This is a genomic window from Mycolicibacterium komossense (assembly GCF_025822605.1).
GTDB classification, from domain to species: Bacteria; Actinomycetota; Actinomycetes; order Mycobacteriales; family Mycobacteriaceae; genus Mycobacterium; species Mycobacterium komossense.
The window spans coordinates 96,140-114,306 of the sequence record NZ_JACKTY010000031.1; the positions used below are offsets into that span (position 1 = coordinate 96,140).

Here is an 18,167-nt window from a genome sequence, read left to right on the forward strand (position 1 = left end):
CGCTAGCCGAGACCGCCCTCGCGGTCGACTCCCTCAGCCGGTAGGACATCCGCGATCTCACTCAGGCCGCTGATGGTGAGGACCCGCATCAGGAAGGGGTGCACGATCAGATGCAGACGGTCGACTTCGTCTGAATACGTGAACAACACGTTGATACCCGCGCTGTCCAAGTACTTGACCGCACTCAGGTCGACTGTCATCGGCTGCCGGGTGCCCGCGCTGGCGTTGTTCAGCTCCTCGGTGAACACGTCGACGTTGCTGAGGTCGATCTCGCCCTCCGCGACCACCGTGGGCGCTCCGTCGGCGCCACGATAGGTGTTCAAGGTGAGCAGAGTGGCCATTACGGGATCCTCGCGTACATGTGAACAGTGGTTCCGGCCTCGTCGGAGTGAATGCTGAAGTCCTCCATCAGACCTCGCATGAGGGCGAGACCACGGCCACGACTGATATCGGCGATCTCACGTGGCGTCTTCCAGACACCGGTGTCGGTGACAGTCACCTCCAATCGATCGACGACTGCGGACGCGCGCAACGAGACCATCCCCTCAGGCCGGTCACGATGGCCGTGCTCGATCGCATTGGCGACGGCTTCTCCGGTCGCGATGAGAACGTCCTGAATCTGTTCGGGGTCAACTCCAGCCTGAACCAGCCAGCTGCGCAACGCCGCCCGGGTCGGGGCGAGATGCTGTGCGTCGGCAGCGAAATTCATCGCCAGCGGCGCGGGCTGCCGATACAGCAGCATGGCCACGTCGTCGGCGTAGCCGCCGGTGGGCTCGAGCCGGGCCATCAACTCGTTCGCCACCTCGTCGAGCGCCTCCGAACGGCCACCCTGGACGAGGTCGGCGGCCTTGGCCATCCCGTCGTCCATCGACACTCCACGGCGTTCGACCAGTCCGTCGGTGTAGAGCAACACCGTCGCGCGCGCCGGCATCGTCACCTGCGCCTCGGGCCTGGCCCAGTCCGGCCGCAGCGCCATCGGAAGCCCACGACCACCGTCGAGCATCACGGTGGTGCCGTCGGCGAGCGCCATGATCGGTGGCGGATGCCCGGCGCTGGAGTACACCAGTTCCCCCGTCGACGGGGTGAGCACCGCACAGAACGCGGTGGTGCACCTGGCGCCGGGCAGCCGCACCGCGAAGCGGTCCAGTGCCGCCAAAGTGGCACTGGGACTGGACTGTTCGATCAGTAACGCACGGCACGCGCTACGCAGCTGCCCCATCACGGTGGCCGCAGCCAGACCGTGCCCCACACAGTCGCCGACAATCAGGGCGACGCGGCCGTCGTCGAGTTCGACGACGTCGTACCAGTCACCGCCGACCTGCAGCGGCCGGCTTGCCGGCCGATAGCGCACGGCGAAACCTTCGGGCAGCCTCGCGGGGCCGAGCATCGCATGTTGCAGCGCCACAGCGGTTTCGCGTTGCTCGTCCAACTGGTAGACGCGCTGCAGCCCCTGCCCAAGCCGGCCGGCCAGCACTGTGAGCAGGGTGTGGTCCTCCGGAATGAAGGGCCGCGATTCAGCCAGCTCCACCCACACGACCAGGACGCCGCGCGGGTGCTGCAACGCGATGCCGGCCACGCCTGACTCGGCGGTCACGGTGGTGAGCAGGTCCGCGTCGCGCAGGGACTCGATGAGTTCGCGCCGATGCGGCGCCAGGTCTGCCCATTCGGCGGGATCGCCCGCGCACACCAGATCGGGCTGGTCGTCCTTCGCCGCATCGGCCGGGAAGGTCACGGCCAGAACCCGCCGGGCCCGCCACACCCCGCGCAGTTCCTCGATGGCGCCACGAAGAGCATCATCGAGCGTATCTGCCTGTGCCAGTTGCTGATTCAGTGCCGCCAGCGCGTTCTGGCGCTGGCCGGCGTAGTGCTCGGCGGTAACATCACGGAAGGTTCCTACCATCACCGCGCGCCCGGACTCCGGATCGGCCGCCGGGTTGAAGGTCACGGCAATCCACAGCCGATGCCCGTCGCGGTGCTCGACAGGAACCGTGAAGGCGCCTTGACGATGATCGAGCAGTCCCTTGAACGCCTGCTCCACCAGCCGGTACGACTCGGGGTCGGCCTCGGCGTCCGGCCACCACGGCTGGGCGCCCTCGTAGGGCAGACCTTCAGGTCCGTACCCCAGCATGTCGGCGAACGCCGTGTTCACCTCAATGACTGCACCACGCTCATCGCAGACGAAGAATGCCTCCTGCAGCGAGTCCAGCAGAGCAGTACGCCAGCGGGCGTGGTGATTACGCAACCGCGTCAACTGCAAGTTGGCCCGCACCCGGGCCAGCAGCTCTGCCGCCGCGAAAGGTTTCACCAGATAGTCGTCGGCGCCGGCCTGCAGACCTTCTATGGAGGCTTCCTGACCGGCACGGGCGGAAAGCAGCAGCACCGGCAACGCGGCTGTGCGCGGATCGGTCCGCAACGCGGCGAGCAGCCCGAGGCCGTCGAGCACCGGCATCATCACATCGCTGATCACCAGGTCGGGCAGCTCGGAACGGACCGCATCCAGTGCCTGCCTGCCGTCGTCGACGGCGCGGACGTCATAGCCGGCGGTCCGTAACAGGTTGGTCAGGTATTCACGCATATCGGCGTTGTCATCGGCGATCAGCACCTGCGCGCGTTCGCCACCGATGGACGGCGCGTCCGCGGTCGTGGCCGTGGTCGCGTTCGTGGCCGTGGTCGTGGCGGATTCCGCCTCGCCGGGCAGCCAGCGCAGTGCCTCCTGCACATAGGGTTCGCCGAGTACCCGCGCGGTTTCCGCGGTGTCCTCCGGTGCGGCGAGATCATCGGCCGACAGGTGCGTTGCCCCGAAAGGCAGCCGGACGGTGAAACTCGTTCCCGCACCTTCGCGGCTGTCGGCGGTGATGGTGCCGCCGTGTAACCCGATCAATTCCCGGACCAGTGCCAGCCCGATTCCGCTGCCCTCGGTGGAGCGGGCGCGGACATTCTCGATGCGGTGGAACCGTTCGAAGAGGCGCGGCATCTCGGCGGCCGGCACGCCGATCCCGGTGTCGGCAATGGTGACGACGGCGTCCGTGCCGTCGCGGCCCACCCGCACCGTGACACCGCCGTCGAAGGTGAACTTCAACGCGTTGGAGAGCAGGTTGAGCACCACCTTCTCCCACATATCGCGATCCAGATACACCGGTTCGTCCAACGGTGGGCAGTCGACGGTGAAGGTCAGACCGGCCCGGTCGATCGCCGAGTGGAAAACGCTGGCCAGTTCTGCGGTGACGGTGGACAGGTCGACCGGTTCGAACCGGGCCTGCATCCGGCCCGCCTGAATGCGCGAGAAGTCCAGCAGGGTGTTGACCAGCTTGGCCAGCCGTAGACCATTGCGGTGGGCCAGCTCCAGCTCTTGGCGGGCCTGCTCGTCGACCCCGGACGTTCGGCGCCGCAGATCGTCCAGCGGGCCCAGGATCAGCGTCAACGGGGTGCGAAACTCGTGGCTGATGTTGGAGAAGAACGTCGTCTTGGCCCGGTCCAGCTCGGCGAGCTCCTCCGCGCGCTGCTGCTGGGTCCGGTAACTGCGCGCGCTGCCGATGCCGGCGGCGATGTGCCCGGCCACCAGGTCGACGAATCCGTGATAACCCTTGTCGAGCGTCCGGTGGCGATTGAGCGCGGCGACGAGGAAACCCACCGGTGCGGCGCCTTGCTGCAGGAGCGGAACCACGAGCGCCTGCTCGGGCGGTGCATCCCAGTCACCCGTGGGCAGCTCGAGCGCGTCGTCGAAATCGATCAGCGCGGATTCGCCGAGGGCGACCGTGTCGACGGGCCAGAGCGTGGGAGTGCCGGCAGGCAGGGACTGCGGCGCCGCCGGATGGCCGAGCTCGATTCCGCTGACACCGGCAAGCCGCGCGGCACCGTCGTCATCGAACAGATACGTCAAGGTGAATGGCAGATCGGCGAGGTTGCGGTCGAGCTGCTCATCGACGAAATCCATGATCTGCTGTTCGGTGCGCAGCACGCTCGGGTCAGAACCGAGATCACGCAGGGTCGCCATTCGGCGCTCGCCGATGACCCGCTCGGTGTCCTCGCTGACCACGCAGAGCATGCCGATCACGAGCCCGCTTTCGTCGCGCAACGGGCTGTAGGAGAACGTGTGATAGGTCTCCTCGGAGTAGCCCGACCGCTCCAGGAAGAGCAGCAGACCCTCATCCCAGGTGGCTTCCGCTGTCGTGAGCACGCTCTCGATCCGCGGGCCGATATCCGGCCAGATCTCCGCCCAGACCTCACGGGCCGAGCGGCCCAACGCCCAGGGGTACTTGCTGCCCAGCGTGTCGCGGCGGTACGCCGCGTTGCAGAAGAACGTCAGGTCCGGTCCCCAGGCCATCCACATCGGAAACCGCGAGGACAACAGGATGCTGACGGCGGTGCGGAGGCTCTGCGGCCACTCATCGGGCAGGCCCAGCGGGGTGGACTCCCAGTCGACCGCGGCAAGATCGCGACCGACCTCATCGTCCGCGCGGAAGACCACCGGGGTCCCTTTCGTCGGCGCTACCAGGAGACGTTGCTTCCGCGCTGTGCTGGACGGTCAACGTCGTTCGATCCAAGACAATCATCATCGCAGCTCGAAGCGCCAGTGTTTTCCCTGGGAACCCGGGTCACAAAACGAGGTCGGCATCCACAATGAGCGGATGCGCTTCGGAAACTTCATGGCCCCCTTCCACGCCGTTGGACAGAATCCCACGCTCGCGATCGAACGCGACCTCGACCTGATCGTCGCGATGGACCGGCTCGGATTCGACGAGGCCTGGGTCGGTGAACACCACTCCGCCGGATTCGAGATCATCGCCTCTCCCGAGGTTTTCATCGCCGTCGCCGCCGAACGCACCAAACACATCAAGCTCGGCACCGGCGTGAGCTCACTGCCGTACCACAACCCGTTGATGCTGGCCGATCGAATGGTGCTGCTGGATCACCTCACCCGGGGCCGAGTCATGCTGGGCTGCGGCCCCGGTCAGCTCACCTCGGATGCGCACATGCTCGGGATCCCCGCCGACGAGCAACGGCCGCGGATGGAACAGTGCCTCGGCGCGATCATGCGGTTGCTGCGCGGCGAGACCGTGACCATGCACACCGACGGTTTCACGTTGCAGGATGCCCGCCTGCAACTGAAGCCCTACAGCGACCCGTGTTTCGATGTCGCTGTCGCAGCGTCCTTCTCGCCCACCGGGCCACGGGGCGCCGGCACCCACGGCATCGGCATGCTGTCGATCGCGGCCACCGCCAGGCAGGGCATGGACCTGCTGGCCCAGCACTGGCAGACATGGGAGGAGGTGGCACTCGAGCACGGCCACGTCGCCGACCGGTCGAAATGGCGGCTCGTCGGGCCGATGCACCTCGCAGACACCCGCGAGCAGGCCGAACGCGAGGTCGAGTACGGCATCGCGCAGTTCTCCCGCTATTTCAAGCACATCCTGCCGGCCGGCCCGGTGCAGGGTGACACCGTAGCGGAGATCATCGCCAACAACCGCCAGTCCGGTTTCGCGGTGATCGGCACCCCCGACGACGCGGTGGCGAAGATCGAGGAGTTGGTCGAGGCGAGCAACGGCGGTTTCGGCGCGTTCCTACTCTTCGACCACGATTGGGCCGCCCCGGCGGCGAAGGCGCACAGCTACGAACTGTTCGCGCAGTATGTGATTCCACATTTCACCGGTCAGCTCGCCGGTCCCGCCGCATCACAGGACTGGGTGCTGGGTAGCGGGACCGAGTTCGTCGACCGGGCTGCACACGCCATCGGTAAGGCCATCGACGACCATGCCGCGGAGCGGGCCGCGAAAACCTAATCGACGACGAGCGTCGCCAACGCCGCACGGATCGGATCCGGGATCGGGGTGGCTTTGCGACTTTCCCGGTCGACGAATACGTGCACGAAATGTCCCTGCGCGACAGCGGCTTTCCCGGTCGTGGTGAAGATCGCCGTCCCGTAGGTCACGGATCGGGTCGAGAGCTTGTCCACCCGCAGACCGGCGACCAATTCGTCCGGGTAGGCCACCGGCGCGTGATACGAGCACATCGACTCGACGACCAGGGCGATGACCGGCGACGTGTGGATGTCGAGGCCGCCTTCGCGGATCAGGAAGTGATTGGCCACCGTGTCGAAGTAGCTGTAGTACGTCACGTTGTTGACGTGGCCGTACACGTCGTTGTCCATCCACCTGGTGGTGATGGGCAGGAAGTAACGGTAATCGTCGACACTATGCACTTCGGCTACCAATAGCTGATCCCTCCGCGAAACATGCTCTCCAGTAACGGCTTATCGCCTTCGATCGGCGCGTTCTGCAGCAGCCGCTGCTGGGGCCACGCGCCGTCGGCCAAACTACCGCAGTCCGCTTCGGTATAACCGACCGCTGCGAGCCCGTTGGGCATGCCGACCGCACGCATAATCCGGATCAGGTCGTCGGCCAGGACCGCACCGGCTTCCTCGGGACCGATACCGCGGGTGTCGGCACCGAGATGCTGCGCGGCCTCCAGATGACGCTGCGGGTCGGTCTGCGCGGTATGACGAAAAACGGACGGCGCGTTGAGGATCACCGCCATCCCGTGCGGCACCATCGGTTCGGACCCCGGATACCCGTCGGGATGGAAGCCGCGGACCTGTCCGGCCACGGCGTAGGCCATCGCGTGCGGCACATGGACGCCGGCATTGCCGAACGCGATACCGGCCAGGGTGGCGGCCCACATGGTCTGTTCGCGCGCCTCGCGGTCGTCGGCGTCACGGACGGCGCGCTCCAGGTACCGACCGAGTAACCGCATGGCTTCGCGACTCCCCAGGTCGCTCCACGGATTGGCGCCCTGGCTCATCGGCCGGGCACCCGGGCCAGGGGCGGGCCGCTGGGTGAACGGCCGTGCCGTGAACGATTCCAGGGCGTGTGACAGCACGTCGAGTCCGCTGCACGCCACCACCTGGCTGGGCAGGGTGTCGGTGCAGTCGGGGTCGACGAGCGCCTCGGTCGGGCGCAGCGCCGGAGCGGCGATACCGGTCTTGGCCGCCAACGACAGCAGATCGAAAATGGCCATACCGGTGACCTCGCTGCCGGTTCCCGACGTCGTCGGGCACGCGATATGCGGCGCCAGTGGGCCGGGCACCGGCGTACCTGCACCGACCGGGGCGTTGACGTACTCCAGGAAATCGGCCGGATAGCTGGCGTACAGGTTGGCCGCTTTCGCGGTGTCGATCACCGACCCACCGCCGACGGACACGTAGCCATCGGGCTTGGCGGCGACCGCGAATTCCGTTGCCTGTTTGAAGGATTCATCAGTGGGTTCGACCCGAACATCGGTGTAGGTGACGACGTCCAGGCCCGCGTCCCGCAACGAGCGTTGCGCGGTCTGGAAGATCTCCAGCCGCGACACGGCGGCGTCGGAGAACAACGCCACCCGGGTCATCCCGAGGGCCGCGGAACGGTCGCCGAGCTCGGCCAGACACCCCCTGCCGAAGGTGACCCTGGACGCGTCGACGGTGAATGCGGATTCGAATCCGTCACCGGCGGACTGGTAATGACAGCAACTCATCGAGTCTCCCAACCTTGACACCCGGGCTTACGTGCGAGCCTATAGCGATGCCAACGAGGGATCCCGAAGTCCAAGAGATGCTCGACGAGTTCGCGCTGCGCAAGCTCGTCCACACCTACTGCCGTGCTGTCGATCGCGGCGACTTCGCCCGGCTGCGTAGTCTCTACCACCGCGACGCGCTCGACAGCCATGGCGCGCTGACGGGGTCTTCGCCGGGAACCGTCACCGAGTTTCTCGACCAGCTCGCGGCCACCCGGCCCTATATCCGGTCGATGCAGCACAACATCACCACCGTGAACTTCGCCATCAGCGGCGCCAGGGCCGAAGGGGAGATCTACACGATCGCCACCCACACTGTCGCCGGCGGCGCCCGGGACGTCGATATCGTGGTCGGCGGCCGCTATCTCGACAAATACGAGAACCGCGACGGCACATGGAAATTCGTCGAGCGGATGATCGTCACCGATTGGGCCCACGTCAACGACCCGTCCTCGGTGAACTTCAGCCACCCGATCACCGCCGGAACGCCGCTGGGCGCACCCGATGAAACCGACCCGTCGCACGGCTTCTTCGCACTGCTGAACCGGCCCGCGCCGCCCGCGGGACACTCGTCGCGAAATCAGGCTTGATCGCGTCGGTACGGTGGGTCGACCCGGGCCCGGCTGGAAGCCCGACGAGTCAGGCGCCGTGCGCGCTCAGCTCGGTCGCGGCTGCCGGTGCCGCAGCGGCGCCGGCGACCACGGTGTACAGCGGTGCGACCCAGGCGTGCGGACCACTCGACGTCGGCGCGTACGAGGTGTGGATCGCGAGGTTCGCGGCCGACAACTCGGTGGTATCCGGGTTGTAGTCACAGACCGGGTCGCCGACATCGCAGACACTGATGGTGCGCATACCGATCTCCGGCGGCAACTTCGACGTGTCCGTCGAGGCCAGGAAGGAATGCTCCTGACCGACACCCTGGCCGACGCCGGGCGTGACGGCCGTCGAACCCAAATCGATGGTGGTGTCGACGGGCAACCGGTCCCCGTCGGCGATCAGCAGCGCGGCCGCCACGTGCGGGTCGTCGGCCAGGTCGTAGAGGTTGCGATGGACCACCATGGCGCCCTGCGAGTAGCCGGCGAGGATCACCTTGGTGTTGGGGCACTGCGCGGTGAACGCGGTGAACTGCTCTGCTGTCGCAGTGGTCCCGTCTTTGACGCTGCCGAGGAAGTCGAGCCAACCGCCCAAGCCGCCCTCCAGCGGGACCGGCGCGGCCGGGTACTGCACGGCTTCGGCGTCGATCGTCTGGCCGTTTGCCGCCAGTTCATCGCGTAACTGCAGGTAGGACTGGTAGACCACCCTGCCCATGCCACCGTTCGCGGTCAGTCCCGCGCCGTCTCGCTGACCCGAGCCGGCAGCACCGATCCAGTGATAATCCGCGCAGGTGGATGCAGCAGTTGCAGTACCGGTGGCCAGGCCCGCCGCTGCGATACCGGCGATCAGGATGGCCGAACACGTGCGTCGAATCACGAAAATCTTCCCTCCAACTCAGCCGGTAGATCGTCAGCCGGGTCGTCAGGCGTTACAGGTTGGGGCCTCGTCGAACTACTTCCAGGCGAACACCGGTTGTTCCAGCTCGTCGACCCGATCATGGCGGCCTTCCAGGCACCACCAGCGAAATTGCAGCAACACCGCACCCGTCGGCGCGTGGATGAGGTCGTTTCCCAACGGGATCTGCACCACCGGCCGCGAGCTCTCCGGAATCGTGATGAACCGCGGTGAATCGTCGCGCTGCAGCTGGTGCAGGCCCACCCGGTAAGCAGCCACCACCTCATCGGGCGCCGGCTGGAGATCGAGCCGACCGCCACCCCAGATCACCACCGGCGTGATGACGTAGCCAGACCTCGTCGGATAGTCGTCGAGCAGCCCCAGCACCGACGACTCGGCCAGTTCGATGCCGAGTTCTTCCTGCGACTCGCGCAGGGCGGCGTCGATCTCGGTTTCGCCGGCGTCCAATCGGCCACCGGGCAACGCCCACTGGGCAGAGTGGGATCGTAGCCGAGAAGCCCTGCGGCACAACAGAAAAGCGGCACCACCGGAGACGTCGACCATGCGGCCGTCGAGGTCCTCGGATATCGTTCGCCCCTGGTTCCAGTCGACCACCGGAGCGGGGTCCACCCTGTCTTCACCGATTTCGGAGTCGACGAGCACCATCGCGACGGCGGCACGCCGCTTCGTCGGGTCTGCCACCGCCCGCCGCTCGTGCCCGGCCAGGTGGGCACGGATCGTGTCGCGCAGCGCGTCGTCGTAGGCGATGGTCACCGATTGACCATAGGTGCCCCGGAGGCGGGCTCAGGATCGGCGGGTCACCAGGCCGGGCATCAAATGTGCACCGGCGGGCTTTTCGCCTGCTCACGGGACGGGTACACGACACGGTCCAGCCGAGTCACCGTGAGGATCCGAAGTGAGTGAAACGAGCCAGCGCCAGCTCGGCGATTCCGACAGCCCCATCGAGGACAAGTTGGAGGACGCCTTCAACAGAATGGTCGACGAAGGTAGCCAGCGCCTTCACCGCACCTGGCGCGAGGTGCTGGTGACCGGCTTCTTCGGCGGAACCGAAGTGGCGATGGGCGTGCTCGCCTACCTCTCGGTGCTCAACGCCACACACGACAATCTGCTTGCCGGACTGGCCTTTTCCATCGGGTTCCTCGCCCTGTTGCTCGGGCACAGCGAACTGTTCACGGAGGGCTTCCTGGTCCCGGTCACCACGGTGGTCGCCAAACGGGCCAGCATCCGACAGTTGTCGAAGCTCTGGAGCGGCACCCTGGTCGCCAATCTGGCCGGCGGGTGGCTGCTGATGTGGCTGATCATGACGGGATTCCCGAAACTGCACGCACAGACGGTGGAATCCGCCGCGCACTACGTGACTGCACCGCTGTCGGCGGAAACCGTCACTCTTGCACTACTCGGCGGCATGGCGATCACGTTGATGACCCGGATGCAACATGGCACCGATTCGGTGTTCGGCAAGATCGCGGCCGCCGTGGCCGGGGCATTTCTGCTGGCCGGCCTGCAGATGTTCCACTCGATCCTGGATTCTCTGCTGATCTTCGGGGCACTGGCGACCGGCGACGCCCCGTTCGGTTACCTCGACTGGCTGCAATGGTTCGGCTACACCATCGTCGGCAACATGGCGGGCGGGCTGCTGCTGGTCACCCTATTGCGCCTGCTGCGCAGCAAGGACCGGCTGCAGGAGGAGCGCGACGACGCCGAGGCGTCGTGAACCGTCCCGCCGCCGCGGCTAGACTCTCGGCAGCGCGCCCGGCAGACCTCTGGAGTCCCGATGGCCGACTTCACCATGTTGATCCTCGCCGATCACGACTGGTTCCGCGAGCAGTTCGCCCGCCTCGACTACCTGCAAGCCCGGTCATCGACGAAAAGTGAAGCGCTGGAAAAGTTCTGGCGCCCGCCGGCCGACAAACCTACGTCGACGAAGCCGGCCCGGCGCAGAAGCCGAAGGACACCTCACTGGGCATCGGCAGCCTCAAGGGAACCTGACCGGAAATCACCGACCGGTAGGCACCGCCCAGGCGCTGCCCTGTTCGCGATCGAGCACGGTGATGCCCTTGTTCTTCAACCCGAAGATATAGACCAGCAAACTGACCGCGATCACCACGGTGACGTAGCAGATGAACCAGCCGACATGATGCCCGGACTTGGCCGCTTGGAAGAGCAGCGGCGCGGTACCCCCGAACACCGAGTTCGCCAGCGCATAGCCCAATCCCACACCCAGCGCCCGGATCTCGGCGGGAAAGAGCTCGGCTTTCACGATCGCGTTGACCGAGGTGTATCCGGTGAGGATGACGTAGCCCACGGCTGTCAGGGCGAACGCGACCAGCGGTGAGGTGGTCTGCGGCAGATAGGTGAGCAGGACGTAGGTGTAGATGACGCCGCCGACGCCGAAGAACACCAGCAGGACCTTGCGCCCGACCCGGTCGCTGAGCAGCCCACCCAACGGCTGCAGCAGCATCAGGAAGATCACGCCGAGCAGGTTGATCCAGGTCGCCGTCAACGCCCGGTCGGAACCAAAGGTCGATTTGACGATCGCCGGTGCGTTGACCGTGTAGGTGTAGAACGCCACCGTCCCGCCTGCGGTGATGAGGAAGACGAGCAGCAGCGCGCGCCAGTGCGTGGTGAACAACGCCTTCATCGATCCGGCCGCGCGGTCCTTGCCCGCGCGGATCGCTTCGAGGTGCGATTCACTCAGCGATTCGTCCATCGAGCGACGCATCCACAGCACCACCAGCGCGGCAGCGCCCCCGATGAAGAAACCGACCCGCCACCCCCAGGCGGTGACCGTCTCGACGTCGAGGATGCTGAGCAGGATGAGCAGCGTGAACTGCGCCAACACCTGACCGCCGACGAGCGTGACGTACTGGAAAGACGAGAGGAACCCGCGCCGGTGCGGGGTCGCCGCCTCCGACATGTACGTCGCCGACGTGCCGTACTCGCCACCGGTCGCGAATCCCTGTACCAACCGGGCGAGGACCAGGATCACCGCCGCCCACCACCCGATGACCTCACGCGTAGGCATCACCGCCACGACGAACGAGCATGTCGACATCACCGTGATGCTGACCATCAGCGCCGACTTGCGACCGCGCCGGTCGGCGAACCGGCCGAAGAACCAGGACCCCACCGGTCGCATGAGGAAGGTGACCGCGAAGATCGCGTAGATGTACAGCGTGGAGTTGGTGTCGGCCTTGTCGAAGAACTGCGCCTCGAAATACGTGGCGAACACGGTGTATACGTAGACGTCGTACCACTCGACGAGGTTGCCGGCAGAGCCCTTGATCGTGTTCAGCACAGCCCGTCGCGTACTCGTCGGGGCGAGCGTTGGGCCGGGTTGGCCGGCTGAAGTCGCCCCTTCGCTCATGTCAGGGACGATAACCCTATTCGGAGAACCCGGCGATCCACCGTTGCACGCTTCTGGTCAGCGACCGGGGCACCTCGTCGGGATCCATCAGGTCGTTCTCGGCGAGCGGACTGGCCTCACCCGCCACCGTGTCCTTGGTGAAGCGGCGCAACGTCCTGCCGTCGCCGCGGAGCGCTTCGACCGCCCGCAGGAACGACCCGCATTCGCCCAACTCGCGCTCGAACTCGTCGGTGCTCACCCCGAGGTGCTCGGACACCAGGCTGTGGCGCAGCGACTCGATCGTTTCGCCGATGTAGTCCTGATCGTCGGCACCGGGGACCGCTTCGACAGCCACGTCGCACTCCGTGTCGAACCCCATGGACCGGTTGTTGATGTTGGACGAGCCGATGCGCAGCAGGCGATCGTCGATGGTCATCACCTTGGCGTGCACGTAGATCGGTGTCCCACTGGCAGTCACCGGCCAGTACACCGCGAAGCGCTCATGCTGGTCCGCACCCCAGAGCACGTTCAGCAGCCGATACCTGGCGCTGTCCATCGCCTGCTCTTCGAGCCGACTCTCGGAGTTCCGCGGCATGACGACCACGATCTCCGGGCCATCCGGTTCCTGCAGCCGGGCCGCCAGCGCGTCGACGAGCGTGCGCGAGGCCAGATACTGGTTCTCCAGATAGATGACGTGCCGCGCTGCGGCGATCGCCGCCAGGTTCAGCGTCTCAACTTCGCGAATCTCTTTGCTGCGCTCCAGATCTGGCACTGTCCGGGCGATCCCGACGTCGACGGCACGCAAGGTCGGTTCGAGGCCGGGGGGCCACGGTGCGTTCTCTGCATCGACCGGCGCCAAGGCGCGGCCGGTGGCTGTCTGCCACCGGTCACGGGCCAACTCGCCGAGCGCTTTCGCCGCGTCGCCGTCCACCGCCGCCGCCACCTCGTGGCGAGGCCCGTAGTTCTTCCCGGCGAAGAGGCGTAAAGCGTTGGTGTCCAAATGTTCTCGGGTATCCCAGCGGTCGGCGGCGAAGTCGATCCCGCCGCAGAACGCCAGCGCGTCGTCGATGGCGACGATCTTCTGGTGTGGGACCGAGCCGATCGGGTGGACTCCGTCGACCGCGAACTGCAGCCGTTCGTTGCTCAGCCAATTCAGCAGGGCCACCGGCGTCACCCGGCCCCAGAGTCCCTCGAACGCCGGGAGCAGCCGGACGTTGGACCGCAGCAGGTAGATCTCCAGCGTGGGCCGTGACCGGACCAACCAGCGCAGGAACACACCCAGCTGGTTGGGGCCCGGCAGCGTCTTGCGGCCGCGCTCGAAGGTGATCCTGGTGTCGAAATCCCATCCGATCAGGACGATGCGGTGCTCGGCACGCAACATCGCCGCCTTGGCATGGAACAGGTAGTCGGCGGCGTCGATGATGCAGGCGAACTGATCGGCCCGCTCCACCCGCCAGCAGGTCTTGCCTGCGGTAAGCAGGGGACCATCATCCGGCGCGGACATAGCGCAGTGTCTATCACACACCGCGCGGTGGGCAGCTATCCAAAAGCGCCGGCCGTGAGCTATTGCTGCCGCGTGTCAACCAGTTCCACGGCGTCACCGACGTTGACCGTGACGACCTCGCAGGACGACAGCGCGCTGGTCGGCATTTCATCGACGAGGGTGTCACCGGCGAACTGCGCCAGCTCCGCCGGTCCGGTGAAGATGGGGATCTCGTAGGTGCGGGGGTGCTCGGCCAGCGGCGTTCCCGACGGGCGCCCGACCCCGGTGCTGTAGGTCTCGGCGCGGGCGAACAGTTCGCGGACCTCGAACACCTTGACCCGGAGCTTCTCCTCGTCGAGCCGGCCCAACTCTCGACCCGTCTCGGGATCGGTGACGAGCCGGCCGTTACCCGAGAACACCGCGAACACCATGCCCGGAGTCACGCCCGCGGCGGCGCCCCGGTTGATGACAAGGGTGTACTCATCCTCGAGGAGTGCCACCGATCCGGTGATCTGCGGGCCGGTCATGCCAGCCCCGCTACCGAAACACTCTCCCGCGGCTGTGCTTTCGTCAGTCCGCCGGCCCTGATGCGCGGCCGTAGGCTCGGCCGGACGGGCTCCTGCCCGGGGCCGAACGAGAGTTCGGTGGCGGTTTTCGCCTGAATCAGCGCAATGACCGCCTGCTGTTGCCGGTCAGTGCCGAGCGCATTGAGCGCGAACGCCAGCTTGCTGTCCACGTATTCGACGGAACGCCGTAGTTCGAGCGGAGCGGAAGAGGACCCGCTCTTCAGGGTGCGATCCTCTGTGCTGAGGCTCAGATACCAGTGATGCGCGACGACGCCGAGCGCCAGCGCAAAACCCGGCACGAACACCACCGCACAGGTCTTTCCGAGGGCGTCGTCGAGTGCCACCGAACCCGCGATGCTCAGCAGCGTGCACAATCCCAGGGCGCCGAGCAGTTGCAGCGCCGGGGGCACCTGCCTGATGAGCTGCCAGCCGAACCCGGCCACGGCGGCACACATCGTGCCGATCCGTCGGAGCAGCTTGGCGATCCCGGAGCCGACGCGCCGTGCTGCCCGCGCGACCTCGTCGGTCTGCTGACGCGTGACCTTCGGCATCGACCAACCGCGCCGGGGCGCCGTTTGGGGCTCGCTGACTGTCACCTGCTCTACCTGGGGCGCCTCGACCTGATCGGCTTCCGTCGTCGGCTTGTCGTCAATCACACCGGTGTCAACCACTCCTGCATCATCCATTAACTCCTGCCCCATCCGTACCTGCCGCGCCGAGGGAGATATGCATTGCCAGGCGCTAGGGCCGAGTTCATCACCAAGGCTGCGAATTGCTCGGAATTCCGCAGAAAGCGCGACCGACCACGACCGTGGTGATGAACTCGGCCCTAGCGTCAGGCAGGCTGGTGTCCACCATGCCTCCCGCCATTCCTGCACCTGCGCTTCTGGGAGACCCGAGCGACTTGTCCGCACTCCGCGCGCACGGCACCGACCCCGACGAACTGTTCGCGTCGTTCGCCGGCTGGGCCGAGTCGAGCGGCACCGTGCTGTATCCGGCGCAGGAAGAGGCGTTGATCGAGCTGGTCAGCGGCGCCAACGTCATCCTGGCGACCCCGACCGGCTCCGGAAAGTCCCTGGTGGCCACCGGAGCCCTGTATGCCGCACTGGCCGCCGACCGCCGCAGTTACTACACCGCACCGATCAAGGCGCTCGTCAGCGAGCGGTTCTTTGCCCTGTGCGACGTATTCGGCGCAGTCAACGTCGGGATGCTGACCGGCGATGCCTCGGTCAACGCGGGCGCGCCGATCATCGCGTGCACCGCGGAGGTGCTGGCCAATATCGCCCTACGTGAGGGTGCCGACGCGGATATCGGCCTGGTGGTGATGGACGAGTTCCACTTCTACGGCGACCCCGACCGCGGCTGGGCCTGGCAGGTTCCGCTGCTCGAGTTGCCCAGAGCCCAGTTTCTGCTGATGTCGGCCACGCTCGGCGACGTCACGTTCCTGCGCGAGGACCTCACCCGGCGTACCGGACGGGCCACGGCGCTTGTCGCCAACGCCGAGCGACCGGTTCCCCTGCACTACTACTACGCGACCACGCCGATGCACGAGACGATCCAGGACCTGCTCGACACCAGGCAGGCGCCGGTCTATGTCGTCCATTTCACGCAGGCCTCGGCGTTGGAACGTGCGCAGGCACTGATGAGCGTCAACGTGAGCACGAAAGACGAGAAAGCCGCGATCGCCGATCTGATCGGCGCCTTTCGGTTCTCGTCGGCTTTCGGTACGACGCTGTCGCGGCTGGTCCGGCATGGGATCGGCGTGCACCACGCCGGGATGCTGCCCAAATACCGGCGGTTGGTGGAACAGCTGGCCCAGGCCGGGCTGCTCAAGGTCATCTGCGGCACCGACACCCTCGGCGTCGGGATCAACGTGCCGATCCGGACCGTCGTCTTCTCGGCGCTGTCCAAATACGACGGCATCCGCACGCGCATGCTCAATGCCAGGGAGTTCCACCAGATCGCCGGGCGGGCGGGCCGCGCCGGCTACGACACCGCGGGCACCGTCGTCGTGCAGGCGCCCGATCACGAAGTGGAGAACCTCAAACAGTTCGCCAAAGTCGCCGACGACCCGAAGAAGCGGCGAAAGCTGGTGCGCCGCAAGATACCTGAGGGAATGGTCCCGTGGAGCGAGAAGACCATGAACCGGCTGATCGAGGCCACGCCGGAGCCGTTGACGAGCAATATGCGGGTGTCGACGTCGATGATCCTCGACGTCGTGGACCGGCCCGGCGATCCTTTCATCGCGATGCGACGGCTACTCACCGAGAACCACGAACCGCGCAAACGCCAGCTCCGGCACATCCTCGAGGCAGTCGGCATCGCGCGCTCCCTGCTGCAGGCCGGTGTGCTCGAACGGCTCCCCGAACCGGAGCCCGACGGACGTCGCTACCGACTGACCGTCGATCTGCCGCCCGATTTCGCCCTCAACCAGCCGTTGTCGACATTCGCGCTGGCCGCCATCGACGTACTGGACCCGGAAGCTGAAACCTATGCGCTGGAGGTGGTTTCGGTGATCGAATCGACGCTGGAGGACACCCGGCAGATCATCTCCGCGCAACTCAACAAAGCGCGCGGCCAAGCAGTAGCCGAGATGAAGGCCGAAGGTATCGAATACGACGAGCGGATGGAATTGCTCGACGAGGTCACCTACCCCAAGCCACTGGAGGAACTACTGGCCCACACCTTCGAGGTGTATCTGCAGAGCAATCCCTGGGCGGCCGACGCACGACTGTCACCGAAATCCGTTGTGCGCGAGATGTGGGAGCGCGCCTTCACGTTCCGGGAGTTCGTCAGCGTGTACGGGCTGACCCGATCCGAGGGCGCCGTGCTGCGCTACCTGTCCGACGCGTTCAAGGCGCTACGCTCCGGCGTACCCGCCACGGCCCGGACCGAGGAGCTGACCGATATCGTCGAATGGCTCGGTGAGCTTGTGCGCCAAGTCGATTCGAGCCTGCTCGACGAGTGGGAGCAGCTCACCAGCCCGGACCAACCAATCGATGCCCCGGTTGCGGTGCCGGCCCGACCACGCCCGCTGACCGGCAACGAACGAGCTTTTACCGCGATGGTCCGCAATGCGCTGTTCCGGCGTGTCGAGCTGTTCGCCCGCCGCCGCTGGGCCGAACTCGCCCAACTCGATTCGGGCTGGACGGCCGAGACCTGGGCCGAGGTCGGCGACGAGTACTTCGACGAACACGACGACGTGGGCCTTGGCGCCGACGCCCGCGGCCCCGCGCTGCTGATCATCGACCGCCAGCCCGGAGTATGGCGGGTTCGCCAAGTATTCGACGATCCGGCCGGCGACCACGACTGGGGCTTCGACGTCGAGGTCGACCTGGAAGCCTCCGACGAAGAAGGAGTCGCGGTCATCCGTCTTGTCGACGCCGGCCGGATGGATTAAACGCCCTACAGGTGCGGGGCCTGGCTGATCTTGGTGTCCTGCGTCCCGGCGGTCTGGCAGTAGGTCTGCGCTGAGAGCCGCGTTCCGGTGAGCTCCAGATTCGCGGGGTCCGTGCCCTTTTCGTCCTTGAGCATCTTGGAGATCGTCTCGTTCTGAGTCTTCTCGTCCTGGCCCAGGAAGTCCTTGCACGTCGTGTCGCCACCCTGGTTGACGATGCCCGATGAGCAGCCGCTCAGAGATACCGCAACGGCGAGACCAGCTATGAGAAGTGTGCCGCGTTTCATCATGTTTTCCCCTTACGGATCGTCGTTGACC

Annotated in this window: 15 protein-coding genes and 1 pseudogene; 5 read left to right on the plus strand and 11 right to left on the minus strand. The window is 66.3% G+C overall.

What is annotated here, in order from left to right; all coding sequences use genetic code 11:
• Positions 1-2: 2 nt before the first annotated feature.
• Together H7J73_RS18330 and H7J73_RS18335 are read right to left on the minus strand one after the other, a co-directional pair.
• Entirely contained in the window at positions 3-341 is a 339-nt protein-coding gene (locus H7J73_RS18330; protein ID WP_264068976.1) for an STAS domain-containing protein, read from the minus strand.
• Complete coding sequence (locus H7J73_RS18335; RefSeq protein WP_264068978.1) at positions 341-4,468, minus strand: SpoIIE family protein phosphatase; 4,128 nt, start codon at positions 4,466-4,468, stop codon at positions 341-343. The genes H7J73_RS18330 and H7J73_RS18335 overlap by 1 nt, the downstream gene beginning before the upstream one ends.
• A 160-nt stretch (positions 4,469-4,628) precedes the next feature.
• On the opposite strand from H7J73_RS18335, the gene H7J73_RS18340 reads away from it, so the two are divergent.
• Positions 4,629-5,780: an LLM class flavin-dependent oxidoreductase gene (locus tag H7J73_RS18340; RefSeq protein WP_264068980.1), complete on the plus strand. Its 1,152-nt coding sequence runs from the start codon at positions 4,629-4,631 to the stop codon at positions 5,778-5,780.
• Here the strand turns inward: H7J73_RS18340 and H7J73_RS18345 are convergent.
• Both H7J73_RS18345 and H7J73_RS18350 read right to left on the minus strand, forming a co-directional pair.
• Positions 5,777-6,199: an acyl-CoA thioesterase gene (locus H7J73_RS18345; RefSeq protein ID WP_264068981.1), complete on the minus strand. Its 423-nt coding sequence runs from the start codon at positions 6,197-6,199 to the stop codon at positions 5,777-5,779. The genes H7J73_RS18340 and H7J73_RS18345 overlap by 4 nt on opposite strands.
• A 5-nt stretch (positions 6,200-6,204) precedes the next feature.
• A complete protein-coding gene (locus tag H7J73_RS18350; RefSeq protein WP_264068983.1) occupies positions 6,205-7,509 on the minus strand; it encodes a hydroxyacid-oxoacid transhydrogenase in 1,305 nt (434 codons plus the stop codon).
• A 47-nt stretch (positions 7,510-7,556) separates the two neighbouring features.
• Between H7J73_RS18350 and H7J73_RS18355 the strand changes: the two genes are divergently transcribed.
• Positions 7,557-8,138 carry a nuclear transport factor 2 family protein gene (locus H7J73_RS18355; RefSeq protein WP_264068984.1) on the plus strand — a complete coding sequence of 194 codons (582 nt, stop codon included), beginning with the start codon at positions 7,557-7,559 and terminating at the stop codon, positions 8,136-8,138.
• Positions 8,139-8,187: 49 nt separating this feature from the next.
• On the opposite strand, the gene H7J73_RS18360 is transcribed toward H7J73_RS18355, so the two are convergent.
• Together H7J73_RS18360 and H7J73_RS18365 are read right to left on the minus strand one after the other, a co-directional pair.
• Entirely contained in the window at positions 8,188-9,018 is an 831-nt protein-coding gene (locus H7J73_RS18360; RefSeq protein ID WP_264068985.1) for a cutinase family protein, read from the minus strand.
• A gap of 75 nt (positions 9,019-9,093) precedes the next feature.
• The gene (locus tag H7J73_RS18365; protein ID WP_264068986.1) at positions 9,094-9,810 is read right to left on the minus strand and encodes an NUDIX hydrolase; all 717 of its coding nucleotides are present in this window, start codon (positions 9,808-9,810) and stop codon (positions 9,094-9,096) included.
• 142 nt (positions 9,811-9,952) lie between these two features.
• On the opposite strand from H7J73_RS18365, the gene H7J73_RS18370 reads away from it, so the two are divergent.
• Together H7J73_RS18370 and H7J73_RS33715 are read left to right on the plus strand one after the other, a co-directional pair.
• Entirely contained in the window at positions 9,953-10,771 is an 819-nt protein-coding gene (locus H7J73_RS18370; protein ID WP_264068987.1) for a formate/nitrite transporter family protein, read from the plus strand.
• Between the two features lie 60 nt (positions 10,772-10,831).
• Positions 10,832-10,969, plus strand: a pseudogene (locus H7J73_RS33715) (hemerythrin domain-containing protein); the annotation flags it as partial.
• Between the two features lie 84 nt (positions 10,970-11,053).
• On the opposite strand, the gene H7J73_RS18375 reads toward H7J73_RS33715, so the two are convergent.
• Genes H7J73_RS18375 through H7J73_RS18390 form a run of 4 tightly spaced genes read right to left on the minus strand, consistent with a single transcriptional unit; the run spans position 11,054 to position 15,138 of the window.
• Positions 11,054-12,424: an MFS transporter gene (locus H7J73_RS18375; RefSeq protein ID WP_264068988.1), complete on the minus strand. Its 1,371-nt coding sequence runs from the start codon at positions 12,422-12,424 to the stop codon at positions 11,054-11,056.
• 16 nt (positions 12,425-12,440) lie between these two features.
• A complete protein-coding gene (locus tag H7J73_RS18380; RefSeq protein ID WP_264068989.1) occupies positions 12,441-13,907 on the minus strand; it encodes a phospholipase D-like domain-containing protein in 1,467 nt (488 codons plus the stop codon).
• A 59-nt stretch (positions 13,908-13,966) separates the two neighbouring features.
• On the minus strand, positions 13,967-14,413 hold the full coding sequence (locus H7J73_RS18385; RefSeq protein WP_264068990.1) for a hypothetical protein: 447 nt from the start codon (positions 14,411-14,413) through the stop codon (positions 13,967-13,969).
• Entirely contained in the window at positions 14,410-15,138 is a 729-nt protein-coding gene (locus H7J73_RS18390) for a hypothetical protein (protein ID WP_264068991.1), read from the minus strand. Before H7J73_RS18390 ends, H7J73_RS18385 begins: the two co-directional genes overlap by 4 nt.
• Before the next feature lie 170 nt (positions 15,139-15,308).
• Here H7J73_RS18390 and H7J73_RS18395 point away from each other — a divergent pair, with 170 nt between their 5' ends.
• Positions 15,309-17,852, plus strand: coding sequence for a DEAD/DEAH box helicase (locus H7J73_RS18395; RefSeq protein ID WP_264068992.1), 2,544 nt, complete (start codon positions 15,309-15,311; stop codon positions 17,850-17,852).
• 5 nt (positions 17,853-17,857) lie between these two features.
• Here the strand turns inward: H7J73_RS18395 and H7J73_RS18400 are convergent, their stop codons facing one another.
• Positions 17,858-18,139, minus strand: a complete 282-nt coding sequence (locus H7J73_RS18400) for a hypothetical protein (RefSeq protein WP_264068993.1) — start codon at positions 18,137-18,139, stop codon at positions 17,858-17,860.
• Positions 18,140-18,167 lie beyond the last annotated feature (28 nt).

Bases quoted from the DNA above. Each gene is read 5' to 3' on its own strand.
- H7J73_RS18375 (WP_264068988.1), bottom strand. From the start codon at position 12,424: ATGAGCGAAGGGGCGACTTCAGCCGGCCAACCCGGCCCAACGCTCGCC.
- H7J73_RS18380 (WP_264068989.1), bottom strand. From the start codon at position 13,907: ATGTCCGCGCCGGATGATGGTCCCCTGCTTACCGCAGGCAAGACCTGC.
- H7J73_RS18390 (WP_264068991.1), bottom strand. From the start codon at position 15,138: ATGGATGATGCAGGAGTGGTTGACACCGGTGTGATTGACGACAAGCCG.
- H7J73_RS18340 (WP_264068980.1), top strand. From the start codon at position 4,629: ATGCGCTTCGGAAACTTCATGGCCCCCTTCCACGCCGTTGGACAGAAT.
- H7J73_RS18330 (WP_264068976.1), bottom strand. From the start codon at position 341: ATGGCCACTCTGCTCACCTTGAACACCTATCGTGGCGCCGACGGAGCG.
- H7J73_RS18355 (WP_264068984.1), top strand. From the start codon at position 7,557: ATGCCAACGAGGGATCCCGAAGTCCAAGAGATGCTCGACGAGTTCGCG.
- H7J73_RS18395 (WP_264068992.1), top strand. From the start codon at position 15,309: ATGCCTCCCGCCATTCCTGCACCTGCGCTTCTGGGAGACCCGAGCGAC.
- H7J73_RS18385 (WP_264068990.1), bottom strand. From the start codon at position 14,413: ATGACCGGCCCGCAGATCACCGGATCGGTGGCACTCCTCGAGGATGAG.
- H7J73_RS18400 (WP_264068993.1), bottom strand. From the start codon at position 18,139: ATGATGAAACGCGGCACACTTCTCATAGCTGGTCTCGCCGTTGCGGTA.
- H7J73_RS18350 (WP_264068983.1), bottom strand. From the start codon at position 7,509: ATGAGTTGCTGTCATTACCAGTCCGCCGGTGACGGATTCGAATCCGCA.